The sequence below is a fragment of the Peribacillus sp. NJ11 genome, assembly GCF_030348405.1.
Classification (GTDB): Bacteria; Bacillota; Bacilli; order Bacillales; family DSM-1321; genus Peribacillus.
The window spans coordinates 4089681-4104177 of the sequence record NZ_JAUCFO010000001.1 but is presented as its reverse complement, the minus strand read 5'-3'; the positions used below and the strand labels follow the sequence as shown (position 1 = coordinate 4104177).

Annotated in this window: 9 protein-coding genes and 2 pseudogenes; 9 read left to right on the top strand and 2 right to left on the bottom strand. The window is 31.7% G+C overall.

Annotated features, from left to right (window positions below; translation table 11 throughout):
* Positions 1-711: 711 nt before the first annotated feature.
* From QUF86_RS20125 to QUF86_RS20085, 9 genes and pseudogenes are all read left to right on the top strand, one after another.
* Positions 712-1161 (top strand): PH domain-containing protein, encoded by a 450-nt coding sequence (locus QUF86_RS20125; RefSeq protein ID WP_137024313.1) that lies wholly within the window; start codon positions 712-714, stop codon positions 1159-1161.
* Between the two features lie 1143 nt (positions 1162-2304).
* Positions 2305-2466: a hypothetical protein gene (locus QUF86_RS20120; protein ID WP_289335384.1), complete on the top strand. Its 162-nt coding sequence runs from the start codon at positions 2305-2307 to the stop codon at positions 2464-2466.
* A gap of 779 nt (positions 2467-3245) precedes the next feature.
* Complete coding sequence (locus QUF86_RS20115; RefSeq protein WP_289335383.1) at positions 3246-4118, top strand: YopX family protein; 873 nt, start codon at positions 3246-3248, stop codon at positions 4116-4118.
* Between the two features lie 384 nt (positions 4119-4502).
* Entirely contained in the window at positions 4503-7202 is a 2700-nt protein-coding gene (locus tag QUF86_RS20110; protein ID WP_289335382.1) for an NACHT domain-containing protein, read from the top strand.
* Positions 7203-7440: 238 nt separating this feature from the next.
* A pseudogene (locus QUF86_RS20105) lies at positions 7441-7623 on the top strand (hypothetical protein); the annotation flags it as partial.
* A gap of 273 nt (positions 7624-7896) precedes the next feature.
* Positions 7897-8519, top strand: a pseudogene (locus tag QUF86_RS20100) (recombinase family protein).
* A 19-nt stretch (positions 8520-8538) separates the two neighbouring features.
* Entirely contained in the window at positions 8539-8733 is a 195-nt protein-coding gene (locus QUF86_RS20095) for a hypothetical protein (RefSeq protein ID WP_289335379.1), read from the top strand.
* Between the two features lie 489 nt (positions 8734-9222).
* Entirely contained in the window at positions 9223-9369 is a 147-nt protein-coding gene (locus QUF86_RS20090; protein WP_170971731.1) for a hypothetical protein, read from the top strand.
* A 78-nt stretch (positions 9370-9447) separates the two neighbouring features.
* A complete protein-coding gene (locus QUF86_RS20085; RefSeq protein ID WP_289335376.1) occupies positions 9448-10035 on the top strand; it encodes a hypothetical protein in 588 nt (195 codons plus the stop codon).
* Between the two features lie 482 nt (positions 10036-10517).
* Here the strand turns inward: QUF86_RS20085 and QUF86_RS20080 are convergent, their stop codons facing one another.
* Positions 10518-12740: a pyridoxal phosphate-dependent decarboxylase family protein gene (locus QUF86_RS20080; protein ID WP_289335375.1), complete on the bottom strand. Its 2223-nt coding sequence runs from the start codon at positions 12738-12740 to the stop codon at positions 10518-10520.
* 4 nt (positions 12741-12744) lie between these two features.
* The gene (locus QUF86_RS20075; RefSeq protein ID WP_289335374.1) at positions 12745-13482 is read right to left on the bottom strand and encodes a hypothetical protein; all 738 of its coding nucleotides are present in this window, start codon (positions 13480-13482) and stop codon (positions 12745-12747) included.
* Positions 13483-14497: the final 1015 nt, after the last annotated feature.

The window sequence follows — 14497 nt, the reverse complement described above, 5'->3', positions numbered from 1 at the left end:
ACGAGGGACGGGCTGACAAGCCTTTAAGATATTGTAAAAGAGACAAAGAAGGCGTTGATCACGCCCGTCACTACGCTAGCTCCGTTCCTCCTCGGCGTTGCTCGTTCTTCACTTGCGTTCAGAACGGCAACTATCATTATCATTCTTGATTTTTGTCCAATGCAAGAGAAATACAACTCATTATCAAAGGAGAAATAAATAGAAAAGGATAACCTGTCAAAACTCTTTCATGAAAAGACAATGGAAAAGCTTGATGCAAATTGTGGAGTACAGTAGCAGCAATAAAAGCAAATGCTAGTAAAACTGGATATGATTGAAAAATTAATTACAGACCAATTTTGGCAACTGTATAAGGGGAGTAATTAAGACGGAGGACTTCGTTGATAAGCCGCATCAAAGCTGTATAGATGCTATGTTATTAATAAAACTGTTATTTTATGAAGAAAAAACAGTCCCCTCTCACGCCCGCAGTGAATACAAAAGCGGATTAGGTATAATAAGTAGGCTAGTAAACAGTTCTTTAACATGGGCTTTTTTCTTATTGCACTAACGGGGCAGGTTATTGCAATAAGAAAATTAGTAACAGTAACAGTAATGTAAAAATTTGGATAAATGAATTTACTCTTCCATGTAAGAGTTCCTCCTTACATTCTAGCGAAAAGGTAGTATACTATGTTTTGTAAGATAAGGAATTTGAGTGGAGGATACAAGGTGAGTAAAATAAAAGTAGAAATCACAATTATTGGAGAATACTCTACGTTTGATGGATTAGTCAGCGAAGCAGAGAAGCTCCCTAAAACAAACAGGGAACATTACAGAAAAGTACTGAATGTACTTAAGAAAGAGGCGAAGGACGAGAAGTTTTACTTCCTTTCCACAGGAGCATTCAAAGGTACAACTTTCGGATACCTATTCTTTACAGATACAAAGGTTATCCTCATTGAAGTGAAGCCACCATTTGGTAAGCTAAAGACTCATGTATATGAGTATAAGAACTACGACGAAGTGGACTACGACATGATGAAGGCTCTTGGTATTACCAACAACATGATTTACCTTAACAAATCAGGATTATTTGGTAGTAAAAAAGATAGAGTAACACACATCTCTTCACCAAACTTCATGGAAATATATGAATTTGTGAAAATGCACATTAAGTAATATTGTGTAAAAAGACAGTCTATGCCCTGATAACGGGGGCTTTCCTAAATAGACCCAAGCAACGTGTACTATACTGAAACAACACAAAAATTTGAAGCTTGAGGCTTATTTAAAACCTCAAGTCTTTTCTGTACATTCATGAGGCTTGTACTTATTAGAATTGTATGTGACTGAACGCTTCAATTACCTTATCTATTGATTTTAATATACCTTAAAAAAGTCATACTGTATTTGACCAATTGAAGTTACTAAGAGAACCACATTTTTCCTGTACCTAATGGACTATCAAATATTATCCCATCATAACCCTCATTGTTAATAAACCTTGGTAACATATAGTGTAGATATGTGTTATAGGTAAGAATCACTTGAGACATTTCTGAACTAAGATTGTAAAAAAATTGGAGTCGGCTCAATGCATCATCCACATCTTCACTTTCTATATAATCAATAACCTCATTCCTTTAAAAGATGAAAAAATAATTGTATTAGTCTTTCACTTAAATTGAAGTACTTACCCAAGCCGCAGGCGAAGGGATGGAGTTGATTAGAATAATCTCCTAATGGAAAGACAAAGAAATTTGACCAGTATATCAAGGTACATTATCCTTCTGATATTGAAAACGAACAAGCATATCACAGCAAGTTACTATATTGTAAGTAATGCATAAGAAACATGGAGAGTTTAGAGTCTAAGAATAAGAATCAAACAAAATCCCTTGATCTCCCCACCGCCTGATGAGGGGCATTATCTCTCTCTTATTATATATTCGTCTCTCTTATTAAAGTATTAAGAAGTGTCTCAGCCCAAACACTCTGTTCAACGATGATATTTGAAGATGGGTATGGTTACCAGGGTCTAGGACAGTATAAAACAGTTGCGGAAATAGTTCATCGTTCATCTAAATGAATTCTGTTTTTAGCTTAGGATATCGTTCACCATCAAACCTGTATTGATTCCGATAAGGCAGTCGCACCGTATGCAAGTTACATAGAGGCGATAGTAGGTCTTATTTGGATTAACATGTATATAATTACAAATATTTACTTAGATGCAAAGTATGTTGTAAGATTTGAGATATGGGGAGCATCACCCAGTCACTTCGCTGTACCCATGGAGGCAATAAAGAAGGGAAGATGTAGATGAACAAGATACTTATTATTATTGCTATGGTTATTTTTTTCTTAAACGACATACTTCAACCTATGCTTGGTGAAGATCCGTATGACTTTGGTACTGGGTTAGCAGGTATCTTGATGGGTATTGGGGTGTTAAATCACTGGAGAGAAACAGAAAAGGTGTGAAACAGGAAAGGCTTATATGAGGAATATATTTCTAATAAGAAGAGTCGAGGATAATGCCTTGGCTCGTATTTTAGAAAAAGGAGGACACATCATAACTGGGGTGTCTATTCCATACAGAGCTATAATACGTGTGGATAAGGCGAGGAGGAGTTTAATGACCAAACGTTTTTCTAAGCTCAAAAATATCAAGAAAAGCATGGTGTAGAAGTTTAGTTAAGCTCTTCATAATGTGATGGATGGGAAAATGGGTTGAAAAATCCAATGGCTTTATAGATTGAAGGGTATGATCATCATACCCTTTTTACTTTGTCAATGAAAATGTTGATTTTAATAATTTTTGAGAATAAGAGGAAGGAACAACATTGTTTCTGTAACATGTATGTCGGGTGATTTCCCTTCTTATATTTATGTAACTATAATGAGTTCGTGCAAAGTGAATTCCATTTGGACAGATGATTTCAATACATTATATCCCTTTTTGGTCATTTCATCGACGCCAAATAGAATTCGAAAGTATGTGCTACGGGGTAGATTTGTTAAATAAAAAGTCTAACTTATTAACTGTTGGAGGAATATGTTAATATTGGATTAGAATAACGTTTTAGTTAAAGTATGAGAGGGGAATCATGCAAATCTAGGTAAGCATTAACTAATTGTTACTGCAACAATTTGAAACAAGTTGTGTAGACTTACTATAAATATTATTTTCACAAAAAACGCCCAGAATTAGTTTCTGAGATATGATTAGAATAAAATATCTAATAAAGGAGGAGAAAAATATGGAAGAAAGTAAATTTCGAGTGTGGGACAAAGACGAAAAGCGGTTTTGTTATTTTTCACCACTTGAAGGTCTTGATGCTTCATTAAAAAGGATAGTAGAAGAAGGTGAAAAACAACAGTTCTCTGGGTTAAAGGATGTTAAAGGGAAAGAGATTTATGAGGGTGACTTTATTAAGGACGTATATGATAATGAAGAACTTGATTTGCTAGATGATGACGATTACGATCCTGATGAACCTACGGGAGTAGTTAAATATATGCATGATGGGTGGGTTGTAAGTGATGGTACTGAAGAAGGTGGATACTACCTTGAAGAGTTTATAAATATGGTAGAAGTTGCTGGAAATGTCTACGAAAATGAGGAATGGCTTCCAACGTTGTATTCCCCTCCTGAAAATGTAGAACCAATTAAAATAAAATTTCGTGTATGGGATGGGCAAAATATTATTTATGTATCGAAAAACAGTGGTTACCGACTTATTTTTGAAGGAAGTGATTGGGAACTAGAGTTTAAAGATGAAATGCACTGTTCTTCTATTGACCCCTGCTGTAAACTAATGCAATATTCGGGAGCGACAGACATTAATGGTAAGGACATATACGAAGGTGATATTGTAAAAAATGGTTTAAATGAAGAAGAATATAAAAGGAAATATCGTAAAGATTATAAGGAATATGGTTTCTCACTCGGAGAATTTAAAGGAATCTGTACATATGAGGAAGATTCTTCTTGTTGGGTTATTGATAATCCAAAATATCCGAGTTTTACAATGGTGCATCATTTATTTTGTGAAATAGATATGAATTTGGTTGAAATAATAGGAAATGTTTATAAAAATGAAGAACTATTTAAAGCGTTAATTAGTGAATAATACGAAAGTGATATAGGAAATATGCTTGTTCAATTAAAGGATGTTTTTGTTCCAAAGAAAATGAAAAATAAATCGGAAACTCTCTAAGTTCTTTTTCGTATCTTAAAGTCATTTTAGATTTTTTGCAGCAAAATCGAACAAATAAATTAACACTAGCAAGATGTTGTTCTTGTCAAATTAAATGGGAATCAAATCTCGATTATAAAAAGCACTTTTTTTGGTAGAAGTAGTTGATAATAGAAATAATATGACTCCGTATATGAATATAACTAATAAGATTAACCATAAATATATTCCTAATTTACATATACGTACATTTCTTGCTAAAATTAATATGAAATTACAAAAAGTGGGATGACTTTTAGTCAGAATTAGGGGGAGAAAATGTTAGAAACATTTGCATTAAAAGGATTAGTATCTTTTGGGGCAACTTTATTAGGTAAGGAAAGTGCTAAGTCATTAAAAGATAATATAAGTACGATTGACAAGAAGTTTTACAAAGCTGTAGAAAAGGTATCCAAATCATTACAAAAAGATTACCCAGATGTATTAGCAGGAACAATAGAGTCATTTTTTACAGAAAAAGAAATTATTGACATATTAATTAAATTACTATTCAAAAAATCTACAGTGAATATTGAAGAAATGTATGAACATTTTGATAAAGAAACTTTACCAAAAGATTTTTTAGAGAAGTTTGTATATCAGTTACAAGAAGAGTTACTAATAGACCCTTTATTTGATTCAATTCTAGGCGATATTGATCTATATAAAAAGATTAACTCAATTGAGGAAATATTGAGAAGTCAAACTGACAGTTTCAATTATGATATTTTTTTTGAGAACTACAAGAGAACACTAATGAACAATATATCTCAAATTAACTTTTTTGGATTGAGTTTATCTTCAGAAGTAAAAAAATCACGTAAGTTATTAGAGGATATTTATATTTTACCTAGGTTAAAAATTGTAAAAGAAAGTACTTTAAAAAACAGAAAAAAAGATAGTAAGGACTCTAAAAAGGTTAATCATCCGGAAGACCAATCGCATGAAACCAAGGATGATGTTGCAGAAGATTTTTTAAAGGATACTGATTCAGAAGAAGTCAATATTGACGAACAAGAGATAATTGAGCAATGGGAAAAGAATAATCAAGTTATATCTTTTAATGATTTACTTGATAAGGTATTTACTGAGGATAAGCACATAGTTATATTGGGGAATCCTGGGGCAGGTAAATCTATACTACTTAAATATTGTATGTTTTATATAATGTCTGATAAAACATCTCATCCTATTAAGGAATATATTCCTTTTAGAGTTGAATTAAGAAAATTTCTCGCTTTCAAGAAACAACATAATAAGAATCTGACTGATTATATTTATGAAAATTTAATCACAGAATATGCTGCTACTCATGTAACAAAACGAGATATCGAAAGAATTTTATCAAGAAATAAAAATATAGTCCTTTTTGATGGCTTAGATGAGATTTTCCACATAAATGATAAGTTAGAGATTAAGAGGGACATTGAGAATTTTTTAATAACACACGGCAATTCAAAGGGTATAGTAACTTCTAGAAGTATTGGTTATGAAGAAGCAAAGTTAAATGATAATTTCTTGGAAGTTGGAATATTAGAATTTAATGACGACCAAATTGAAGAATACGTTAGAAATTGGTATAGCGAAAACGAAGTAAATGAAAAAATATTGGATGAAGAGGTCGATGCATTTTTAGAATTAATAAAAGATATAGATGATGAATTAAGTAGAAACCCTTTGTCTCTTTCTTTGATAGTAATACTTTATCGCAATAATGGAAAACTTCCTCACTCCAAATTGGAAATTTATAGAGGGTGTACTAATACTCTGGTTGAGGAGTGGGATGATTTAAAGGAGTTAAATATTGAATTATCCGTAAAAAATAAAAAAGTTAGAGTATTTACAAAACTAGCGTATTGGCAATATTTACAGTTGAGTGGAAAACAAAAGAAAAATAAAACACCTATTACAAATTCAACAGTACTTAAAGAAGTTCAAAAAATTATTTTGAGTTTTAAAAATTTATCAGAAGATGAAGATGAGGCACAGGCTTTTGCAAAAGAGTTTTTAAATTATGCACAAAAGAGATCCATCTATTTTGATAATAATTTTACACATAAAACTTTTCATGAATATTATACCGCTCTCTACATTTTTCAAAATTCCGATGCTAAAGGAAATAAGGACTTAAGAGATGAAATTATAAATAAATATATTACTAATTCATACTGGTTTATTGTTCTTGAATTATTAATAAGCATGATAGATGAGATACAAGGTGACGATGATGTAATCAATTCGTTAATAGAAACTCATTGGAGTAATTCCAATAATATTAAGATTAATTATTTCTTTTTAAAGATAATAAGCCATTTAAAAAACGTAGGAGAACACATAGTAAATGAATTAATAGAAGACTCAATAAAAAAATGTATTAATGAAATGAATATAAAAGTGGAAGATAGAAATAATTATGCCCGAAAGATTTTTATAGAAATTAAGAAATTATATAATACTAAACATTATAAACCCATTATAAAAAAATACTTAAAAGAAATATATGAAGAAGTCGTAAGACAATCCGATAAATCACTGAAAATTAATTTTCACACTTTCTTTATTGAGTTAGATGGAAATACTACAAAAGAGTACGAAGCAGAGGTTAGAACGCTTGTTGAAAGTAACTCTTACCTATATGTAAAATTCTATCAAGACGATAATAATTATTTGGAAGATATTATAAGATATATAGATTTATTTGGTGAAGATAAATTATATGATTTTATAATTTCAAAGTTTTCCGGTACTTTTACTTTACCTTATATATTTAATTATCTTAGTAATGTAATCCATAAAAATCTCAATACAGCAGAGTTAAAAGAAAGTTTAGTAACATTATCAAAAAATGGCCTTGATTTAAGGAAAATGAAAACCTTCTTTGACAGATTTTCCGATATTAGCATTAAGAATGTAACGATTACAACATTGGGGATTAACAATATTATCGAAGAGATAATAAGTGAACCGATTAGTTCATAAAATTTATCTAGGGAATTATTACTTTGACGACCGACAAACACCATTATATCCAGGCCCACCTGCGTCACCTATAAATTAGAGGAATATAATTTTTTAAAAAAATATGTTGAAAATAGGGAAAAAGTCTTGGTATGGCTTCCTTAGAGTATTTCCTTAGGTCGCTTTACGTATATAATGGAATAAAAAACATTAGTATGAGAAGTAGTCAATCTACTTTAGATATTGTAATTATCGTTGACCCTACAAAGTAACTCGTTCAGCCTTACAAAATGTTGGTTCAGTTGCTGCTATGTTTTTAACAACTAAAGCAGTTGTGGCTGACAGCCAGAACCAGCTGGCCCTGCAATGCCTGACATTATTGATGGAGAGAAAGACTGTATCATATCTGGGGAGATCTGGTTGGAACACCAATCTTAGTTAGTAATTTAATTAGAAGTAACTGAACAGTTAAAAATCAGCAGAAGCCAAAGTATCATAAAATTGAATGCTTAAAAGAAATAATTTTAAGAATAATAGTGATAAGGCATCCAAATTAATTGGGTGTCTTTTTTCGTAATTGTTCTTATAATTTGCAATAGAGTTCGTAAAAGATAATCACTTTTATTTATAGCTGTACTTATACGGTAACGATTAGCCAATTAATACAATCACAGTAACGACAAGTGTCTAAGTCTAAATTGGAGGTTATGAGACTATGAAGATATTCGAATATGTTCGTGTATCTTCCAAAGAGCAAAATGTAGTAAGGCAAATTGAGACGATGAAAGCTGAGGGAATTGGTGAACGTGATATGTTTATCGATAAGTTGAGAAGAAAAGACTTTAACCGTCAGAAGTATCAGTTATTAAAACAGATAGTTCGTGAAGGGGATACAGTCGTGTTTGATTCTATCACTCGTATGGGTCGGAATATGAACGAGACGATGAATGAATATGATTGGTTTGTTAAAAATGGAGTACAGCAGCGTTTCATAAAAGAGCCTATGATTAATACGAGCAACGAACAAGAAGATATTATCAAACTGGCGATTCAAAAGATCATCCTTACATTGCTGAGAAGGAAAGAGATGAAATCAAGACAAGGCAAGCGGAGGGCATTGCAGAAGCAAATAAGAAGGGGGTCAAGTTTGGTCGTCCAGCGGTAGCAATGCCGAGAGACAGGGAGAATTATTACAAGCAGTGGAAAGCTAATAAGATAACAGCGGTACAGTTCATGGAATCCTTGGGAATGGCTAAGGCAACCTTCTACAGTAAAGTTGAGGAATACGAGAATAAGAGTGAGTTTACACTTTATGTTTGTGCAACTAGCCGCAGTTAGAACGTGGATAGAAATAACAATGTCAAACGTGAAGGTATCGATATGCAAAGAAAAGGAGGTAAATAAAGAAAGTAAGTTAGAGGTTACACTTGGGGGTAAGAAATCAATCAGAGAAATCACAACACAGGCAATCGAATGTTATCAAGAAGGTAAGTCTTTCTTTATATATGTAAGTCGTGAACAATTGGAACAGGAACGTTATACAGATTATTAGAACGAGAGTGTTTACGGTATCATACAATAGTCGACCTGAAGTAGTAGGGCGGGGTGTTTTCAACACTTTTAGCCCCCACTTTTATGTGATTTGAACATAGTAGGTACAAGCACACGTCACGAATAGACCCGATTAGAACAGGTACATACTGCAGTCTATTTTTATTTATCCATTTCTTTGCAAGTACATAAATTATTGCTATTACTGCCACGAATATGATAACCATAAAGACTATTGGCGGAAATTGTGGAAAATTATCTTAAATTAACTCATATTCTATTAATTAACTGTATTGTTATGACTATAATAACAGTAAAGCACAAAATTACAACTTCTAGATTTACTATGAATTATTGTTTATGTACAGGACTTGAAAAAGATTGGAGGTGTTTAATTTGAAAGAGATTCAGTTGCATGATCTAATTAAAACAACAAATAGCAAAAGAAATATTTAACTATGCCCGCAGTCTATAAGGAGTGGATTACTATATGGCTGAAGGAATAATGGTAAGAAGGGAAACAAGACTTCATAAATTTTTATCAATTTCAACTAAAGGTAATAGAGTGTTGAAGGACATTGTAACTCTAAAAAGTATAAAGGAATTAATAAACCTAGCCTATAAAGAAGGTGAATAAAGGCTAAGTGTTAAATATTGTACATGTTAAGTCTAGTAAAATTCTCGTTATCAACGAATTAGAGAAGGGATGTTTCAAGTGAATAACTTAATTAAAGATATAATATATTCTTCTATTAAGAATTTATTTAAAAACCAACCAGAAATTTTTGTGAATACAGACCAGACGAATTTAACAGAGTGGAATCTTAGTCATCATTTATCTAATGAAATTAAAAGATATATTTTTTGGTTGGATAATGATTTAGATGTAACAAAACGTAATTATAGAAATAATAGACCCGATATCATTTTTCATAGAAGACAAGTCAATGCCTTTAATTTTTTAGTAGTAGAATTAAAAAAATCTAGATATGATAACCAATCTGATGTTAAAAAGATAAAAGAAGATTGGATGAGTGAACCGCTAGATTATAGATACGGGGCATACATTAATATATGGGGTGTAGATAAATATAAAGCAATACTATTTGAAAAAGGTGGCAAAGAATATGACGTAAATGAACTTTGTAATTATGTCCCTGTGCCTAATATAAACAATAAAATGCTATTACAATATAAAGAACTTATAGATGAGAGTATGTCTAATGATTTAAAATTAAAGAAGCATATAACTTTAATTGATAGTCTTATATCTAATACATATGCAAAAGATAATAGTTATTAGATTTTGAAATAATTATAAATTTAGGATAAAAAGAAATAATTGAAGAATAGATAAAGCAATGGAAGAAATACAATCTAAGTTAAAATATAGTAAATTTAAAGTAGTTAAATAAATTTTTGGTTTTAATTGAAGTTACATATGTTTCCATAATGTCCTTACCTATACCAGTTAGTACAATATGATTTCCTAGAAAAAGAAGGTTAAAATAGTTTTTGTAAATATGGAACTCTTTCAGGAGGTAAGTAGAGGAATTGTGTTAATAGGACTTGGTCAAAGTGTACAATGAAAAATTGGCATAAACTAAAAAGTATAAAAAAGGATTGAGTCTTTCTCCTCAATCCTTTTTCTATTTCTTGTTATTTAACATGCTACTAAAATTTTCTCCACTATGACAACTAATAAAACTTTGATTATGTGTCAAATCGCATGTCTTTTTAATACCTATTGGATCTTCTATGCAAATAATTAGAGCTTATTTATTATCAATTTTTTATTTGATCTATAGCTTTAATGACTGTCTCACGAAGAGATTGAATTAAGGTAGGGATCATAGATCCCTTTGGTGTATCAGTCAAAAATGGATTCATAGTTGTTGACAAGAGAAATGTTACGCTTCCTTCACCTTCTACACCACAACGTTCCTTTACCCAATTAACAAAATCTTCACCATACCCACTTGAGTTAAATTCAGAAGAAGTAAGTAACAATGGAGTTTTTAAAACATCTGTACGATCTGGTGATAAACTTAGCATTTTAAATATAGTTTGATTTAATTCGTTCATCAGGTTAAGATCTTTATTTAGGTTTTGTTCAAATTTAAAGTTGAAAATATAAGGAATAATTGATTGATCAGAACCTAGTTCACAGAGTAACTCCATTACTTTGGGGTCTTTAATAATCTCTTCATTTGATTTATTAACAATGTTTTCTCTAATAAATTGCAATTCCTCTCTTATTTCCGATTCTGGTTTATTTGCTTTCTCAGAAGGGAGTCGGTGAAATGGTATAACAGTATATGGATCGTTATCATTTGCCATTGTTGCAATAGCTGCATATAATCTCTTGCTATTAAATATTGTTTTCCCTAAAATTTTTCCATAACCTCTTGGAGTTGTACGTATTACTTGGTGGCTTAAGTATACACCAGCTGCAGCTGCACCAGGCTTTGATCCTTCAATACCATATACACCTACCGTAGGATCTATTCCTCCGTGGTAAACTACAGGAGCAGTAAAGCTTACAAGATTACGCATGGACGAGTTTCTATAACATAATCCCCCTGCGGGATAGGGGATATATCCTGCTTTGTGTGGGTCTATTGTGATTGAATCAGCATCTTTTAATGATCTATATTGTTTTTTAACATATTCACTCATACTTAAACTTGGAGTTTCAATCATTTTCGAATCATCATTTCTTAAATTTAAAGTTGTAGCAAAATACCCTCCCCAGGCTGCATCTGCATGAATCCAAAATTCTAGTCCCTTGCTACGATACTCTTCTCTCAAATTAATAACTTCAGTTAATGGGTCTACTGCACTTTCCTCGGTGCTACCTATGACACAAACCGTCATCATAACGGGACGTTTTTTTAATAGACATTCTTCTAGTTCTTGTCGAAGAATATTAACGTTCATACGTGCATCGTAGTCTACAGGTATTGAAATGATATTGCTTGCTCCAATACCTAAAATTGCTGCACCTTTAGGAAACGAATAATGCATTGTTGCTGTTATCATAATTGCAGGATCATGAGATATATCTTTTAAATAACGTTTAGAAAAATTGTTATAACCCAAAAACTGTATCGTGTATTTTTCTATACAATCATTTATTATCTTCTCAATTTTTTGATCTTCTTCATCATTGTTATTGATTACACCATCATCTTTCAAATGACTTTTGATACGCTCTGGAAGTGATAATAACTCATCAATTTTCAAATTTAGTAAGGACCATGTATCAAGTTCTATAAGAACTTCATCTCTTCCATTTACTAATTTAACTGTCATTTGCTTAGCATTATATAAAGAAGATTCATTTTTTAAGGCTTCAGCTACTGATATAGCATAAAATTTTAGGTTTCTTGCTGCCCACATTCCTTCTATATTTGCAACAGTACCATCACACGTAATATGCCCCCAAGGGCGAATTTTTTTCTTCTCTATAATTTCCGTTTTGTCAGGAATGTAATATCCTAACATCTCACATAAATCATCTCCCACTAACATTTCTAAAATTGTTGTAACAGGAGAAGCCTCAGCTGCCACATTGTTCTGATTATATAACATTCCTGCAAAATAGCCTAAAAGACCTGGCATAGTTAAATCCCAGTTCATATGTCCATGATAACGATATCCGTAAAATGGAACGGAAAGTTTGAGCTGGTTTAACAGTTTCTCAAATTGTTGCTTCATTTCAAATACGCTTTCTTTATACTCCTCTGTTTCTTTAACAGCCTCAGTTATGTACTCTGGGTCTTGCTTAAAATAAATGCGTCTGTCATTACAATGTTCATTAATTGCTTGTATTGCAAGGCTACGAAATAACTCTTGATTTTCTGCTTTTGGACCTAAGAACCAGCTTTCTAAAGAGGCTGTACCATCTCCTTTTAAGCTATATAGTTGATGTTCAGGCAGTTGGGCAAGGTATTGTTCTAATTGTTTTGCGAATGATTCTGCAGCTCTCTTTCTTTGTGTATTCATCTTATCAACCCTCGATTATTTTTTTGAAATAATGTTCACCATTCAAGTGATCTGTTTCAAACCACATAGTTGTACCTAAAGTTAAGGGATATAAAGGAACTCCACCTTCATATTGAACGTCATATTTTTCCTCTTTAAGAGGATTATTAAGGTTATTTTTTTCAGATAAGCTGGGTATATTTATAAGTACTCCAGACTCAATTAATTCTGCAGGTAACCAATCAGGAACAGATGATACTTCAACGATTTGGTGGAAATTCGGTTTCCTTGTTATGTAATGGGAAAGAAAAACTTCTGTACCTTGACCGAATAACAAGTAAGTTAAGCTAGATGGATAATCAAATTGCTCAGAAAAATGCCGATAATGAATGATTCTTTCTATAACTACTGGAACATTGTGTATTAGTGGTTTATCAGAATTTGGATCGGTAGGAACACCACAAAAGATATCTGCTATAAAACTTGTTAATTGACCATTCTTTATTTGGGGTAAAGTAAATAAGTTTGTATTAAGGTTTCCTAAAATAAACGGTTTATCTTTATTCGTTCGTTTTTCCATTAGGTATATATCCATTGCATAACGAGGGATACTGGCTCTCAAAATTAATTGGAACTTGTGATTTTCCATAGAGAACATTGGTAGGTGATCTAGAAATAAGATTTGTGTACCAATCATAACGAAACCATGTTGGTCAGGTGTATTAAGTGGCGTTAGCATATTTGAAGTATTTTGACACATCATTAAACTATCCTCCTTTGTAATTTTATTAACTAGTATTGATAATCAATACTTGTTTTATTCTATAGAAGAGGAGATTCTAATATGAACATGCATAAGCTGCCTAACAAATTTATAAGACAACCCTTATAATTTAATCTTTTTTTTGCCGCTTTATTGGATTTTAACTTAGTTAGTTACATTTTGTAATCTATATGCGAAATGAAATTTTGAGACTGGTTTGGCGTAGATCAGCAGTTTTAATGGGAGAGTAGCTGTAGAAGTTGCGATGAATCAAATTATCCAATTTATTACTACTAGTTGTCAGAAATGACTATTATATTTCATCCTTTTTCATGCTTGATGACACTGTGCAGGTTATTTCGAACAAAAACTCACTAGTTATATCATAGCTAAAGCTCCTCCTATGCGTGATGTGTAAAAAATTGCTAAAAACCCTACTCAGCCTGATGAGCTTTTTATTCAGTTTTTTGACTAATAAAAAAACCCTTCCTTAATTGGAGGGACTATTCATGAAAATCTCAAACATTATAACTTTTGTTTTTGTTAGAATTACTTTTCGTAATGATTAAAAAACACCAAGCAGCAGTGGATATAAGTGTAATAGTATCCAAGAAGAAGCAGTAGTATGGTTAAAAAAAATACAGAGGACAAAGTCAAAAGGTTTCAGCATTGACAATGGTATATGGCATGATGAGCCATATTTATGTAAGGAGTAACATATTCTACTTTATTAACTGATGAAGAATCATTAAAGTAACAATTTCAAAATGATTGAATATGGAGGACTAAAATGACGGGAAATTCAAGAACAGGGATGAACGATTGAAAACAGTTACATAATCCGAAAGACTTAGCATTTTATTAAAATTGGAAGCACTTAATGAAAACAAGTAAAACATAAAAGATGATCTGGCAGATTTATTAATATACTCTTTATTACTAGCGAACAACTTATATATGAATAAATTAGCTTAAATAGAGTTTAAGGGGGAATGAGTGACTTATTTTGCCCAAT